The sequence below is a fragment of the Burkholderia sp. AU15512 genome (assembly GCF_002223325.1).
Taxonomy (GTDB): Bacteria; Pseudomonadota; Gammaproteobacteria; order Burkholderiales; family Burkholderiaceae; genus Burkholderia.
In genome coordinates, this window is sequence record NZ_NKEX01000006.1 from 2804413 (window position 1) to 2818353 (window position 13941).

Annotated in this window: 13 protein-coding genes; 7 read left to right on the forward strand and 6 right to left on the reverse strand. The window is 64.8% G+C overall.

Annotation, left to right across the window (positions count from 1 at the left end; translation table 11 throughout):
- Positions 1-247: 247 nt before the first annotated feature.
- The 3 genes from CFB43_RS31940 to CFB43_RS31945 form a co-directional block, all read right to left on the reverse strand.
- Positions 248-2182, reverse strand: a complete 1935-nt coding sequence (locus CFB43_RS31940; protein ID WP_089498034.1) for an SMP-30/gluconolactonase/LRE family protein — start codon at positions 2180-2182, stop codon at positions 248-250.
- Positions 2160-2420, reverse strand: coding sequence for a hypothetical protein (locus CFB43_RS38610; protein ID WP_179254867.1), 261 nt, complete (start codon positions 2418-2420; stop codon positions 2160-2162). The genes CFB43_RS31940 and CFB43_RS38610 overlap by 23 nt, the downstream gene beginning before the upstream one ends.
- A 312-nt stretch (positions 2421-2732) precedes the next feature.
- The gene (locus CFB43_RS31945) at positions 2733-4037 is read right to left on the reverse strand and encodes a dicarboxylate/amino acid:cation symporter (RefSeq protein ID WP_089498035.1); all 1305 of its coding nucleotides are present in this window, start codon (positions 4035-4037) and stop codon (positions 2733-2735) included.
- Between the two features lie 604 nt (positions 4038-4641).
- On the opposite strand from CFB43_RS31945, the gene CFB43_RS31950 reads away from it, so the two are divergent.
- Genes CFB43_RS31950 through CFB43_RS31960 form a run of 3 tightly spaced genes read left to right on the forward strand, consistent with a single transcriptional unit; the run spans position 4642 to position 7111 of the window.
- A complete protein-coding gene (locus tag CFB43_RS31950) occupies positions 4642-5787 on the forward strand; it encodes a glycosyltransferase (RefSeq protein WP_089498036.1) in 1146 nt (381 codons plus the stop codon).
- Complete coding sequence (locus CFB43_RS31955; RefSeq protein WP_256941075.1) at positions 5787-6353, forward strand: hypothetical protein; 567 nt, start codon at positions 5787-5789, stop codon at positions 6351-6353. Before CFB43_RS31950 ends, CFB43_RS31955 begins: the two co-directional genes overlap by 1 nt.
- Positions 6354-6376: 23 nt before the next feature.
- Positions 6377-7111 carry a polysaccharide deacetylase family protein gene (locus tag CFB43_RS31960; RefSeq protein WP_089498037.1) on the forward strand — a complete coding sequence of 245 codons (735 nt, stop codon included), beginning with the start codon at positions 6377-6379 and terminating at the stop codon, positions 7109-7111.
- Between the two features lie 6 nt (positions 7112-7117).
- Here the strand turns inward: CFB43_RS31960 and CFB43_RS31965 are convergent, their stop codons facing one another.
- Positions 7118-8374: an MFS transporter gene (locus CFB43_RS31965; protein WP_089498038.1), complete on the reverse strand. Its 1257-nt coding sequence runs from the start codon at positions 8372-8374 to the stop codon at positions 7118-7120.
- Positions 8375-8887: 513 nt separating this feature from the next.
- Between CFB43_RS31965 and CFB43_RS31970 the strand changes: the two genes are divergently transcribed.
- The 4 genes from CFB43_RS31970 (at position 8888) to CFB43_RS31985 (ending at position 11962) form a co-directional block, all read left to right on the forward strand.
- Positions 8888-9661, forward strand: a complete 774-nt coding sequence (locus CFB43_RS31970; protein WP_089498039.1) for an isocitrate lyase/PEP mutase family protein — start codon at positions 8888-8890, stop codon at positions 9659-9661.
- Positions 9648-10694: a bifunctional transcriptional activator/DNA repair enzyme AdaA gene (locus CFB43_RS31975; protein ID WP_089498040.1), complete on the forward strand. Its 1047-nt coding sequence runs from the start codon at positions 9648-9650 to the stop codon at positions 10692-10694. The genes CFB43_RS31970 and CFB43_RS31975 overlap by 14 nt, the downstream gene beginning before the upstream one ends.
- A 294-nt stretch (positions 10695-10988) precedes the next feature.
- Positions 10989-11603, forward strand: a complete 615-nt coding sequence (locus CFB43_RS31980) for a LysE family translocator (protein ID WP_089457258.1) — start codon at positions 10989-10991, stop codon at positions 11601-11603.
- 110 nt (positions 11604-11713) lie between these two features.
- Complete coding sequence (locus CFB43_RS31985) at positions 11714-11962, forward strand: hypothetical protein (protein WP_046548863.1); 249 nt, start codon at positions 11714-11716, stop codon at positions 11960-11962.
- Positions 11963-12022: 60 nt separating this feature from the next.
- Here CFB43_RS31985 and CFB43_RS31990 read toward each other — a convergent pair whose 3' ends face one another.
- Both CFB43_RS31990 and pcaC read right to left on the reverse strand, forming a co-directional pair.
- Positions 12023-13381 (reverse strand): MFS transporter, encoded by a 1359-nt coding sequence (locus CFB43_RS31990; protein WP_089498041.1) that lies wholly within the window; start codon positions 13379-13381, stop codon positions 12023-12025.
- A 173-nt stretch (positions 13382-13554) separates the two neighbouring features.
- The gene (gene pcaC, locus CFB43_RS31995) at positions 13555-13941 is read right to left on the reverse strand and encodes a 4-carboxymuconolactone decarboxylase (protein WP_089498042.1); all 387 of its coding nucleotides are present in this window, start codon (positions 13939-13941) and stop codon (positions 13555-13557) included.

Below are 13941 nucleotides of genomic sequence, written 5' to 3' on the forward strand. Positions count from 1 at the left end.
CGCACACGCAGTGCCGCCGACGCCGCTGTCATTGTGCCCTTATCGGGTTTTCCGTGTCGGGAGGTTCAGGACAGCCGCCCGGCGGGCGGTGAGGCGCGCGTTGCGCACGCCGGCCATTACGAACGCGGGATGTGGAAATTCTGTGGAAGCGGCATGGAAATCCCGCGAAACCGCGATGAATCACTTCATGGTGTCGCGAGCCCGGCCGCCGACCGAAGCCGAGGCGGGCAAACGTGAATCGTCAAGGTCAGGGCGTCCACCGGTACACGGTGATGCTGTTGCCCTTTACGTTGTTCTTCATCACCACGTACTCGCCGTTCGATCGGCGGTATGCGCGGATGCTGTACATCGCATCGATCGCGCTGCTGGTATCGACGGTCGCCGGGCTCGTGTTAACCAGCGTGGTATCGAGCTTGCCGGTGGTGAGGTTGAACGCGTCGACGTTCGGCCACAGCGGCCCGCTGCTGCTGAACCAGTAGCCGACGAACAGATGGTTGCCCACCGCGTCGATCGATTTCGCGCCGCTGTGCGGCAGCGTGATCACCGGGTCGGGCTTCGTCGTGTTGCCCGCGCTCCAGCCGTGATACACCTCGATGCGCGTGCCGATCGACGTCCAGTCGTTGCTCCCGATGGCGCCCTGCGCGAGCACCATCGTGTCGCTGTCCGCGAGATAGACGATGCGCGTGAGCGGCTGGATGCTGTCGGGCACGCGGGTCGCGACGCCCGGCCCCCACGACGGCTTGCCGCTCGCGTCGAAACCGGTCAGCGGGTAGTGGGTAATCGCGCCGGTCTTGTCGAGGCCGGCCCACACGCCGCCCTTGCTGTCGATGCTGAAGCCGCTCGTCACGCGCCGCGTCGTGTTGAACGCGGGGCCCGGGATCGAGCCGTCCGGGATCGCGATATAGCCGTTCGCCGCGTTGAAGTGGAAAAAGTAGAAGACCGGCGGGTTCTGGCCGGCCGCGACGAGAATCCGGTTCGCGCCCACCGACGTGAGCAGCCCGAAATGCTCGTCGCGCTGCGTGTCGCTCATGTTGATGCGCGGATCGGCCGGATACGTGAACGGATCGACCGTGTTCGCGACGAACGTGCCGCCCGCGCTGCCGCTGTATACATGTGTGCTGCCGTAGAACAGCGCGCCGTCCGTGACCGGGTCCGGCGCGGCGATCCCTTCGAAGTTCAGCGACTGCAGCGTCCACCGCAGGCTGCCGGTGCTGCTGTACGCGTGAATGTCGGTCGCGCCGTTGCGGCCGAGATCCCAGCTGCCGCCCCACGGATTGTTGAGCACATAGAGATTGCCGCCGGTGTCCTTGCCGAGCCCGGCGATGCGCGTGAAGCGCTGCGCGCCGACCTGCCCCTTGATGCCCGTCGTCGTGTCGAGATAGCCGCCGCGCACGCCGAACGTGCCGGCCAGCGCGGGCCGTCCCGACACCGTATAGCGCTTGATGTTCTGGTCGGGGCCTTCGTCGCCCACCAGCAACTGGCCGGCCGCCGCATCGAAAACCAGCGCCGACGGCTGCGACCCGGCCGGCATCCGGATCGTGTTCAGCAGCGCACCGACCGGGCTGAAGCCGGCGATCGCGCCCGCGCTCTTCTGCGCGACCCACACGTTGCCCGCGCCATCCACCGCGAGCGCGCCCGGCGCCGATACGCTGATGTCCCGCTGCCACACGCCGTCGGTGGTGAATACACGCACGCGATTGCCGTAGAAATCGCTTGCATAGAGCAGCGAGCCGGCCGTCGCGAGCCCGGTGACGACGTCGATGCGCGGCTGGTTGGTCGCCGCGCTGACCTGGATGACAAGGTCGCGATACTTCGTCGCGCGGTTGTAGCGCCCCACCGCGCCGCTGCCGTATGTCTTGCCGGGCTGCAGCGCGACGAACAGCGACGTCGCGTTACCGGTGATCGCGCTGCCCTGGAACTCCGAGTGCGTGCCGATCGAGCCGATGCTCTTGCCGTTCTGGTAGATCGCGACACCGCCCTCGTCCTCGTCCCACATCGACGCCGTATAGATCACGCCTTCGGGCGCGACCCACATCGCGCGCGCGACGTTGCCGACGTGGGCCGCGAGCGTGCCGTACGTATTCGCCAGCCAGTCGGTGGTGTTGCCTGCGTGAACGGCGGGGGTCATCGCGGCGATCGCTGCGCCGAGAAGCGCAGCCTTAAAGCGTCGTCTGGCGACCATGACGGATGCTCTCCTGAATGGTGCGAACATTCACATGAAGGGCCGGCCGGATGGCTCGAAAACCGTAACGCGTAAATACTTCCCCTGAATCATCCGGCGCAGTCGGTATTACGTGCAGCATGCGTTCGATAATGCGCAGCGCGAGAATAGCGTTATATAAATCGAAAAAAATTGCGAATCGCTCGCGTCGCGCGCTTTTCAAGGAATCGGCTTTGACGGCATTGCCGCTGTCACCCAAGCGCGCTGAAGGCGCGCACGACAGCGCGACAGTGAATGATCACTTACACGTCGAATCGGGGATCGGGAAAATCAGGCTTGCGCGTGCCTGCGGGAATATCGCCGTGTGTTCAACGACGACGGATTGAAACGTCGAGCGCCAGGTATCAATCGGGTAATCCGGGAATCAGGGAAAACGACCGCATTCAAGACGGAATCATCTCCCCAAAAACAAATCGCCGGCCTGGATCCATTTCGAATCCAGGCCGGCGATTATCCACTACCGGAAAGCAGGCAGCGCACCCCTATCGCTGCGCTGCCGCACTGCTGCACATCATGCCGATGCCGAGGTCTCCGGCACCTTCACCTTCATCGCACGGCCGTTGCCCGGATCGTTGTCGTCGCGCGGGTCGTCGAGCTGCCCTTCCCACTTCGCGACCACGGCCGCCGCGATCGAGTTGCCGACCGCGTTGGTGGCCGAGCGCCCCATGTCGAGGAACATGTCGACGCCCATGATCAGCAGCAACCCGGCTTCGGGCATGTTGAACTGGTTGAGCGTCGCCGCGATCACGACCAGCGACGCGCGCGGCACGCCCGCCATCCCCTTCGACGTGACCATCAGCATCAGCAGCATCGTGATCTGCGTGCCCAGCGGCAGATGAATGCCGTACACCTGCGCGATGAACAACACCGCGAACGTGCAGTACATCATCGAGCCGTCGAGGTTGAACGAATAGCCGATCGGCAGCACGAAGCTCGAGATCTTGCGGTTCACGCCGAAGCGGTCGAGCGCGTCCAGCAGCTTCGGATACGCGGCTTCGGAGCTCGCCGTCGCGAACGACAGCAGGAACGGCTCGCGGATCAGCCGGATCAGCGTGAACGCACGCTTGCCGAGGAACGTCACGCCGGCGAGCGTCAGCACGCCCCACAGCAGCGCCAGGGCCAGATAGAAGCTCGCCATGAACTTCGCGAACGTGAGCAGGATGCCGAGCCCCTGGGTGGTGATCGTCGACGCCAGCGCCGCGAACACCGCGACCGGCGCGAACCACATCACCGCGCCCGTCACCTTCAGCATCACCTGCGCGAGATCGTCGATCACGCCGGTCAGGCGCTTGCCCGACTCGCCGAGCGCCGACAGCGCGGTGCCGAAGAAGATCGAGAACACGACGATCTGCAGGATTTCGTTGTTCGCCATCGCTTCCGCGATCGACTTCGGCACCAGGTGGACCACGAAGTCCTTCAGCGTGAAGGCGCCCGTCTTCAGCCCGAGGGACGCATCGGACGCCGGCAGCGGCAGGCTCAGATGGCTGCCCGGTTGCAGGATCGTTGCGGTCAGCAGGCCGAGCAGCAACGACGTGAACGACGCGATGAAAAACCAGCCGAACGCCTTGACGCCGACGCGGCCCACGGCACTGCCGTCGCCCATCTGCGCAATGCCGACGGTCAGCGTCGCGAATACCAGCGGCGCGATGATCATCTTGATCAGGCGCAGGAATATGTCGGACAGCAACGATACGTAGCCGGCGACCTCCTTCGCCATGTTCGGGTCGGGAAACGCGCTATGACAGGCGTAACCCACTGCGATTCCAAGAATCATCGCGACAACGATGTACTTGGTGATGTTGTGCTTCTTCTTCATTAGTAATCCAAATCACAAAGCGTATGTTGCTAACGGCTGGCACATCTTCCGCGCCCGGCTACGAATCGAAACCCACGTCTCTCTGGGTGCGACGAGTCCGCCTTTGGCAGTCGCCATGGCGGACAAGGGGGGGCATTCTAACGCAAATGGCCGTCCGGCTTTCGAATCTGAAAGTCGAGGGGGTTGATCTGCGTCCGGATGCCGTCGAAAAGTCGGGTTTTGTCGCGATCCAGCCCGCTTCCTGCCCCGCCAACGAGGGTAATCGGGCCGCTTCACCGGTCGCACCGGGCTCGCCACGCTCCACGCACCGGCGACAGGAACCCTATCGCCGGACTCCCCGCCTCCCCGGCGGCATCGCACCGCGTGACGACACGGTGAACGATCGCGACACATGTTCACAAAGATGCGCAGACCTTGACACTACGGTACGTAATGCTTCTGTAATATTTGGAAACGATTCGCGGTGACGCCCCGCCCGGGCGTCGATGCGCGATCCCGCATCGACCACGCGGGACCAGGTTCGAGTCATTGCTCTCAACAAGCGGACACGCTCATTTTCTCAGCAGTCCTGCCCAATGAATGATCGGGGAAAGGCGGCATCGTGATGAACATTCTGTATACCAACTTCCACGGCGACTACGGCGGCGGCCAGGACACCTACGTCCGTGATCTCGCCGCCGCGATGAGCCGGCATCATCGCGTGACCGTCGCGTCACCGGAGGGCAGCCGCCTGTCGCGACTGTTGAAGGACAGTCCCGACGTGGCCATCTTCGACATGGAATTCAAACCGCGCTGGAACCGGCTGTGCCAGGAAATCCTCCGGCTGCGCCAGCGGATCGCAGCCGAGCGCTTCGACGTCATCCATGTGAACGGCTCCGCCGATCACCGGCAGGTGATGCTCGCGCTGCTCGGCTGCCGGTATCGGCCCGCAGTCGTGCTCACCAAGCACAACACCTACCGCGCCGACAGCTTCGGCAACGTGCTGCGCGCACGCCTCGCCACCGACCACACCATCGCGGTCAGCGACTATGTCGCGGGCATGCTCGCGCTCCGGTCGCCGTACGGGAACGTCACCGTCGTCAAGCACGGCGTGCGCCGGCAGGCCGCCGAACGACTGGCCAGCGACGAAATCCGTCGCCGCAAGATCGCGCTGTTCGGGCCGTCCGCCGCGGACGCGATCGTGCTGGGCAGCAGCGCCGGCACCGCGCCGGAGAAAGGCTGGATGGACCTGATCGCGGCACTGGGCCGCCTGCCCGAACACGAGCGCGAGCGGTTTCGCGTGCTGCTGGTCGGCGCGGAGCCGACCGCCGAGCAACGCGAACAGATCGCACACCACCGCATGGCCGCGCGCACCGTTTTCACCGGCCGGCTCGACGACGTGCGGACACCGTTCTCGATCATCGACGTGTCGTTCGTGCTGTCGTACCACGAGAGCCTGTCGTATGCGTGCCGCGAAGCGATGACGCTCGGCTGCCCCGCGATCGTGACCCGCGTGGGCGGGCTGCCCGAGAACGTCGAGCCGGGCGTGGACGGCTGGGTCGTCCCGCCGCGCGAGCCCGAAGCGATCGGGGAAATCCTGCGCTCGATCGTGCGCGAGCCCGGCTGCGTGCGCGCGATGGGGCGCAGTGCGCGGCTGAAGGGCAAGCGTGAATTCTCGTTCGAACGATTCATCGACGCGACGTTGTCCGTCTATCAGAAATCGATTCGCCACAACCCGTATCGTCGGGTGACATCCATGAGGTCCGTTTAATGGCAATGAATATCTGGAAGAAGTACTGGGACCTGCGCACGCAGGAGTGCCCGTGTGACGTGCACTTCGTCGAATGGCTGGAAACCGCGCGCCTCAACGGCATCCGCATCTATCACTTCGGCACCGGCGGCCATCATCATGTCGGCGTAGAATGCGCGCGGCCGCACCTGAACAACACCGTCTTCGGCGTGACGGCGTCGCCGAAGGAATACAAGTCGTACGTCGATCTCGTCACGCGGCAACCGGAGGTGAGCAAGACCTATCTGGCCTATTTCGGCGACATCTATACGAGCAATTCGGACCTGCTGCCGGCCTTCGACGTCGTCACGCTGTTCCATCTGTGCGAATTCCGCGACGAGTCGAACAGCCGCTACGGCGCGAAGACCGACGCCGAAGTGCTCGACCTGTTCGCACGACACACCGCGCGCGACGGCCACCTGTTGTTCTACAAGGGCTCGTCGGCGTACCGGAAGGCCGAGCCGATCATCGCGCAATGGGCGGCGAATGCCGATTTCGTCGAAATCGGCGACTTCAAGACCCTGCGGATTTTCCGCAAGGCCGCGTAATTCCCCGTTCCCGCGACCCGCTCATGCTGCTGCCCGCCACGCGCTACCCGATCCTGATGTATCACCAGGTCCGCACGCCGCCGCCACCGCCCGACCGGCTGCGCAGCCTGAGCGTCGCGCCCGATGCGTTCCGCCGTCAGATGACGCTGTTCAGGCGGCTCGGCTACCGTGGCCTGAGCGTGCGCGAACTGCAGCCGTACCTGCGCGGCGAGCGCAGCGGGAAGGTATTCGGCATTACGTTCGACGACGGCTTTCTCAACGTGCGGACGCATGCGATGCCCGTGCTCGACGCGCTCGGCTTCACTGCGACCTGCTACTTCGTCGCCGGCCGGTTCGGCGGCGAGAACGACTGGGATGCGGCCGCCGATACCGCACGCTCGCCGCTGATGACGCACGCGGACATGCTCGCTTGGCGCGATCACGGCCATGAAATCGGCTCGCATACGCTCGATCACGTCGCGCTGTCGCACGTGCCGGCGCATGTGTCGGAGGTTCAGATCGTCGAATCGAAGCAGCGGCTCGAGGCGTTGAGCGGCCAGACGGTCGAGTCGTTCTGCTACCCGTACGGCGACCTGGACCCGCGCGTGCGCGATCAGGTCGCCGCCGCGGGTTACCGCAACGCGACGACGACCCGGCGCGGCTGCGCCGATGTGAACGACGATCGGTTCCTGTTGCCGCGGATGACGGTCGCGGGTGGGGTCGGCGCGATGCGGCTGTGGTTCAAGTGTGCGAAGGCGCGGGTTCAGCGGCGCGGGTAGTTCACGCTATTTCGGCCGCTGCCGGCAGAATGTCAGCAGACCCATCAGCGCGATTCCCATAAACAGGAACCATCCCGGCGCGAGCGTCTTCCAGCCTGCGGCGACGCTGCCGATGAAGTTGCCGAGCATCCCGCCGATCGCCCACGAAATCGCCGACGCGCCGAAATAGCTGCCGGCATTGCCGTGCGTCGTCAGGTTGGCGAGTGCGATGTTCGACGCGGGAAGAATCAGGCTTTCGCCGAACGTGAAGACGATCGCGATCACGACCAGGATCACGAGCGACGAATCCGCGCCCCGATCGCGGACGAACAGCAGCGCCGCCATCGCAAAACAGCCGCACAACGCGACATGCCCGATCACCATCATCGATCGCCAGTGCGTGCGCTGAAACCAGCCCATGCCGAGCCACGCAGTGGCGATTCCGATCAGCGCGTTCGTGATGTAGAACGGTCGCACGCCGTTGTAGCCGTGCGCGCCATGCGAAAAGGTCAACGGGATGAATACGTAGATCTGCGTGTACACGATCCAGAACGGAACAAGCGCCCAGCAGAGCCGGCGAAACCGCCGGTCGCCGAACGCGACCAGCACGCCGCGCAGCGGGTGCGCAGCGCCTGCGTCGTGCGTGCTTCGCCCCGCGATCCACGGCGCAATCAGCGCGAGCGCCGCGAACACCGCGCCACTCACCAGAAACGGCAGCGCCCCGTTCGTGTTCGGCACGACGAACAGCAGCGCCGGACCCATCAACGCGCCGAGATTGAGCGCCAGATTGTTCAACGCGAACACCTTGGGACGCACGGCGCCGTCGAGCGAGCCGAAGATCGAATATGCGGTCGTTTCGTAAAGCGCGGCGCCCAGCCCTGACACGCACGCCCACGTCAACAGGCCCGGCAGCGACCGCGCATACGCAAACCCGACGAACCCCGCCGCACGGCAAAGCAGGCCGAGTGTCGTCAGCACGCGACTGCTGAAGCGATCCGTCGACGCCCCGAGCACCAGCGGCAGCAGCCGGCTCGCCAGCAGGTTCATCGTCAGCACGCTGGCGACGCTGCTCGCATCCAGATGGCGCTCCATGTCGAGGAACGCGGCAAGCAGCGGCAGCGATCCGAACACCGACAGGTTCACCAGGAACTGGAAGATCAGCAGCAGCCGCGTCGACGTCGGCACGCCCTCCGCGATTCCGGTGAGCCAGGCGGCCGGTTTGTTGTGCTTCTGGCGAAACGGGTCGACTCTGTCGCCGGGCACCCGGCGATCGCAATCATCCATCACGTTCTCCGCTGACGTTTAATGCCGGCCAGACGGAGCATGAAAAAAGCCCCGTCCGTTTCCGGCGGGGCTTGGGGTAGGGTCGACGCCCTGACCTACGACGCGCAACCGCCTCCCGGCCCGCCATTGGCGGTCGTGGTGGTAGTCGTGGTCGTGACGAAAAGTGCGTTCATGTGAGGAATCTAGTCAACCTGCTGTCGGGCGTCAATACGTCGACTGCGTGGCAGGCCCGACGGGAAGTCGGCCGACATCACGGAAAATGCGCCCGCTCACGCGAGCCGGTCAGCCGTTGCTGGCTGTGCGCGATCGCCGGGAACGGCCGCGTCTCGAGCCCTCGTCGCACGACTTTCGGGTCGCAGGTTCGAGGCAACCGTTGTTGAGGTTGCTGTTTCGGGAGCCGATGGACAACACGACAAGTCGCATACCGGCATAAAAAATGGTCGTCCAATTTTCGGTTGTGACGTGGTCGACGGGAAACCCATACTCTCGCCACACCCAACCGAGAAACGCACCATGAAATTTTTCCACCTCCATCAACAGGCCGAACCACTGTTGCTCGCCAACGTCTGGGATGCCGCCAGCGCCCGTGCGGCGGAAGCAGCCGGCTACGCGGCGATCGGAACGTCCAGCGCCGCCATTGCCGACTCACTGGGCTACACCGATGGCGAGGGGGTCGGCTTTGGCGAACTGACGGATTTGGTTGCCCGCGTGCGGTCTGTGTCCGGCCTGCCGCTGACCGTCGACATCGAAGCCGGCTATGGTGCGACGTCCGACGCTATCGTCGCCAACCTGCGTGATCTGGCTGCCCTGGGCGTCGTCGGCGTCAACCTGGAGGACAGCGTGGTGCGCGGGGGCCAGCGTATGCTGGTGGACGTCGAACCCTTCGCGCAGCGCCTGCGCGATATTCGTGCGGGCTTGCAGGCTGCCGGCATCGAACTGTTCCTCAACGTGCGCACCGACACTTTCCTCCTGGGTGTCGACCATGCGCGGGGGGAAACCATTGCCCGCGGCCAACGCTATGCCGACAGTGGGGCAGACGGCCTCTTCGTGCCCTGCTTGATTGACGAAGAGGATATCGCCGCAATCGTGGCCGGCGTCCCACTCCCGCTGAATGTCATGTGCATGCCGACTCTGCCGTCGTTCGGGCGCCTGGCCACACTGGGCGTCAAGCGCATCAGCATGGGCAATTTCCTGCACCAGCGCGCGCACCAGGTGTTGCAGCAGCTTTTCGGCGATGTGCGCGCCGAGCAATCCTTTGCTCCGGTGTTCCGCCATGCTGGTCACTGATGTCCGCCAAATCGACGCTTACTATCGCGCGTTGGTCGAGCGCGCGGCGGATCATGTCGGCATCTTCTATGTCGGAGTGAAAACGACGGGCGTGTTCTGCATCGCGACCTGCCGGGCGCGCAAACCCAAACGCGAGAACGTCGTGTTCTACACCGACCTCTGGGAGACGCTCAACGCGGGCTTTCGTCCCTGCAAAGTCTGCCGGCCGACCGAGAACGCGCATGCGGCGCCATCGGAAGTGGCCGAGGCCATCGACTGGGTGCGTGCCCATCCGAAGGAACGCCTGAGCGACGCGCGCCTGAGGCAGCGCGGGCTCAGCCCGGAGCGCATCCGCCGGTGGTTCCAGCAACACTACGGGATAAGCTTTCAGGCGTTCCAGCGTTCATTGCGGATCAATACAGCGTTAGAAGAGCTGAAGGCTGGCCGTCGCGCCACCGACGTCGCACTCGACAGCGGCTACGATTCGCTCAGCGGCTTCGGCTACACCTGCAGGAAACTGACGGGGCGTGCGCCGACCGAGACTGCGAACGTCATCCTCATCCATCGCTTCACCACGCCCCTGGGGCCGATGTTCGTGTGTGCCACCGAACAAGGCATATGTCTGCTCGAATTCGTCGATCGTCGGATGCTGGAAACCGAATTCGAGGATCTTCAACGACTTTTGCGGGCACGCATCCTGACGGGAGAAAACGCACACACACGCCAGACCGAGCACGAGATCGGCGAGTACTTCGCCGGCACTCGCAAGCAGTTCGATCTGACGCTGGACACGCCCGGCAGCCCATTCCAGCAGTCGGTATGGCAGGCATTGCAGGGCGTTCCGTACGGCAGCACGGCCAGTTATGGCGAGCAGGCGGAGAGGCTGGGTCATCCCCAGTCGGTCCGTGCAGTGGCCCGCGCTAATGGCGCCAATCGAGTGGCGATCGTCGTCCCTTGCCATCGCGTGATGGGGAAGGACGGGGCACTCACCGGTTATGGCGGCGGGCTGGCGCGGAAGCAGTGGCTTCTGGAGCACGAGAAGCGTCATGCATAGCGGACACCGCTGAATGTCCTCTCGATCAACGGCACGTCTCACGGTCTATCGATACCGCTGGAATTGCGCACGGCATAGCGAAGCAACGATTCCCGTGAGTGGACGGCCGGCGACAGACGGCTCAAGTCCTGAAACGCGAGAGGATTCTAATGACACGCAAGCCCCCACAAGCCCGCAACCCCATTCACCCCCTCCCCCGTACCGGCATTCGTCAACCCAACTGTACCGGTACTGTACAGAAAACCGTCGCTAAACTGACCTCTATCCCAGTCCAGAACGAACGGAGAATCCGCGATGGAATTCCTCACCCTCAGCGCGTTGCCCGCCGGCATGCTGTTCGCGCTCGTCACTTCGATCACGCCCGGCCCGAACAACACGATGCTGCTCGCATCCGGCGTCAATTTCGGTTTCCGCCGCACCATGCCGCACCTGTTCGGCATCAGCATCGGCGTCGCGATCCTGATGCTCTGCGTCGGCTTCGGCCTCGGCGAAGCGTTCAAGCGCCTGCCGCTGCTGTACACGATCCTCGAAGTCGCGAGCGTCACGTACCTGCTCTACCTCGCGTGGCGCATCGGCACGTCGGGCGAAGTGAAGGCGCACGGCGGCAAGCCGCGTCCGATGACGTTCATCGAAGCCGCCGCGTTCCAGTGGATCAACCCGAAGGCCTGGATGATGGTGCTGACCGCCGCGACGACGGTCCGCCTGTCCGCCGACTACGGGATGAACGCCGCCTGGATGGCCGTCGTGTTCATCCTGATCGGCTTCCCTTGCATCTGCCTGTGGGCCGCTTTCGGCCTCGGCCTGCGCCGCTTCCTGTCGAACCCCCGCGCGCTGCGCATGTTCAACATGACGATGGCCGTGCTGCTGATCCTGTCGCTGTATCCGCTGGTCGCGCACCTGCTGGCGTAGTGAGTGCTCACCGCGCACCCGTTGAGATTCGCCCGATGCAGGCGTACCCTTTTGTTACGGGCGCGCGCAGCCGTTTCGCCGGTTGCGCCGCTGCTGCCGGGAGAGTGCCGATGAAGCCATTGCTGAGGGCGGGCGAACACATCGAGGGGATGCACTGGATCGCCGAGTATCACCCGCTCACGCACGAGATTCGCGTGCTGCGCGAGGACATCGAGATCGGTATCTACAGCGCGCCGCCGACGATGTTCGGTGAAGAGGAAGACATGGGCGCCGCGAACCTCGCCGATCATCGCGGCCGGGAGGCCGCGCTGCGCGCATATCTGCGCAACTTCGTGAGGGAACACGACACGGAGGAATAGCCGGCGGCCCGACGGCCGCCGAAGCGGCGGGCCGGCGCATCGCACCGGCCCGCGCTTCGCTCAATGCCCGAGCGATTCGATCTTGCCTGCCGGCTGCGTCACGCCATGCGGCCGCGCCATCTGCTTGATCAGCAGCGCGACGCACGCGAGCAAGCCCGCGACGGCGATCGTCGCGAACACGCCCGCGAACGAGAAATGCCGGCGCGTCAGCTCGGCGACGAGGAACGATCCTGCAATCCCGCCGAAGCGGCCGACGCCGAGCATCCACGCGACACCCGTGCCGCGCCCCTCGGTCGGATAGAACGCGGCGGCGAGCGCCGGCATCGACGATTGCGCGGTATTCATCAGCACACCGGCCACGAACACGACCAGCACGAGCAGCCCGACGTTGCCGGCCGCCTGCCCGATCGCATAAACGCTCACCGCCGTCAGCGCGTAGCACACGGCAATCACGCGGTTCGCGTTGAAGCGGTCCATCAGCACGCCGCACAGCACCGCGCCGACGCCGCCGAGCGGGAACAGCGCGGAGATCAGCGTCGCGCTCTTCGGCGTCAGGCCGGCATCCTTCAGCAGGATCGGCATCCAGTTGATCGACGCGTAGAAGATCACGAGCCCCATGAAGTACGCGAGCCACAGCATCACCGAGCCGACGATGTACGAGCGCGACAGCACGACGCCGAGGCCCTTGCTGCCCGTCTGCGGCGCGGCTTCGGTCAGCGCGAACGAGCCGGCGTTCTGCGCATCGCGCGAGATGCGCGCGAGCGTCGCGCGAACCTTGTCGACGGCGTGGTGGTTGGCGACCATGAAGCGCACCGACTCCGGCATCTTCAGCAGCAACAGCACGCCAAGCAGCAGCGGCGTCACGCCGCCGAGGATCAGCACGCTGCGCCAGCCGAAATGCGGAATCATCCATGCGGCGAGGAAACCGCCGAACGCGGCGCCGAGCGGGAAGCCGCAGAACATCAGGTTGATCACGGTCGCACGGCGCTTGTCCGGGCAGAACTCGCCCATCATCGTGACCGCGTTCGGCATCGCCGCGCCGAGCCCGACGCCGGTGATGAAACGCAGGATCGTCAGGTGTCCGATCGTCGTCGAGAAGGCGGACATCAGGCATGCGACGCCGAACAGGAATACCGAGCCGAGCAGCAGCGAACGGCGCCCGAGCTTGTCGGACAGCGGGCCCGACACGAGCGCGCCGCACGCGAGGCCGAACAGCGCGGCGCTCAGCACCGGTGCGAGATCAGGTTTGGTGAGGTTCCATTCGCCGAGCAGCGACGGCGCGATGAAGCCGATCGCAGCCGTATCGAAGCCGTCGAGCAGCACGATCACGAAACACATGAGGAATACGAGCCACTGAAAACCGCCGAACGGCTGCTCGTTGATGAAGGTCTGGACATCGACCACGGGTGCGCGATTCATCGCGAGTCTCCTGATATATATAAGCGACGCGGCCTCGGAACCACGTCTTGCCTTTGTTCGCGCACCGGCCATCCGGTGCGCCGCGCGCCGATGCTCTGCCGGCGCGTTCATTCATCGCCGAAGCCTGCGAACCATCCGCAGGCCTCGGATCAACATCGGACTACACCCGGTACTTAACCGGCCACATCCTGCTCCTTGAAGATCTTGTCCGCGAGATGAAACGCGGAATTCGCCGCCGGCACCCCGCAATAGATCGCGGTCTGCAGCAGCACTTCCTTGATCTCGTCGCGCGTCACGCCGTTGTTGCGCGCAGCGCGCAGGTGCAGCGCCAGTTCCTCGCCGCGGTTCAGCGCCACCATCATCGCGATGGTCAGCAGGCTGCGCGTATGGCGCGGCAGGCCGTCGCGCGTCCAGATCTCGCCCCACGCATAGCGCGTGATCAGGTTCTGGAACTCGTCGGTCACCTCGGTGCGGTTCTCGAGCGAACGGTCGACGTGCGGGTCGCCAAGCACCGCGCGGCGCACCTTCATCCCTGCTTCATAACGTTCCTGGTCATCCAT

Excerpts from the sequence above, each read along its gene's own strand:
- CFB43_RS31940 (WP_089498034.1), bottom strand. The coding sequence starts at position 2,182 with ATGGTCGCCAGACGACGCTTTAAGGCTGCGCTTCTCGGCGCAGCGATC.
- CFB43_RS31945 (WP_089498035.1), bottom strand. The coding sequence starts at position 4,037 with ATGAAGAAGAAGCACAACATCACCAAGTACATCGTTGTCGCGATGATT.
- CFB43_RS31950 (WP_089498036.1), top strand. The coding sequence starts at position 4,642 with ATGAACATTCTGTATACCAACTTCCACGGCGACTACGGCGGCGGCCAG.
- CFB43_RS31955 (WP_256941075.1), top strand. The coding sequence starts at position 5,787 with ATGGCAATGAATATCTGGAAGAAGTACTGGGACCTGCGCACGCAGGAG.
- CFB43_RS31960 (WP_089498037.1), top strand. The coding sequence starts at position 6,377 with ATGCTGCTGCCCGCCACGCGCTACCCGATCCTGATGTATCACCAGGTC.
- CFB43_RS31965 (WP_089498038.1), bottom strand. The coding sequence starts at position 8,374 with ATGGATGATTGCGATCGCCGGGTGCCCGGCGACAGAGTCGACCCGTTT.
- CFB43_RS31970 (WP_089498039.1), top strand. The coding sequence starts at position 8,888 with ATGAAATTTTTCCACCTCCATCAACAGGCCGAACCACTGTTGCTCGCC.
- CFB43_RS31975 (WP_089498040.1), top strand. The coding sequence starts at position 9,648 with ATGCTGGTCACTGATGTCCGCCAAATCGACGCTTACTATCGCGCGTTG.
- CFB43_RS31980 (WP_089457258.1), top strand. The coding sequence starts at position 10,989 with ATGGAATTCCTCACCCTCAGCGCGTTGCCCGCCGGCATGCTGTTCGCG.
- CFB43_RS31985 (WP_046548863.1), top strand. The coding sequence starts at position 11,714 with ATGAAGCCATTGCTGAGGGCGGGCGAACACATCGAGGGGATGCACTGG.
- CFB43_RS31990 (WP_089498041.1), bottom strand. The coding sequence starts at position 13,381 with ATGAATCGCGCACCCGTGGTCGATGTCCAGACCTTCATCAACGAGCAG.
- pcaC (WP_089498042.1), bottom strand. The coding sequence starts at position 13,941 with ATGGATGACCAGGAACGTTATGAAGCAGGGATGAAGGTGCGCCGCGCG.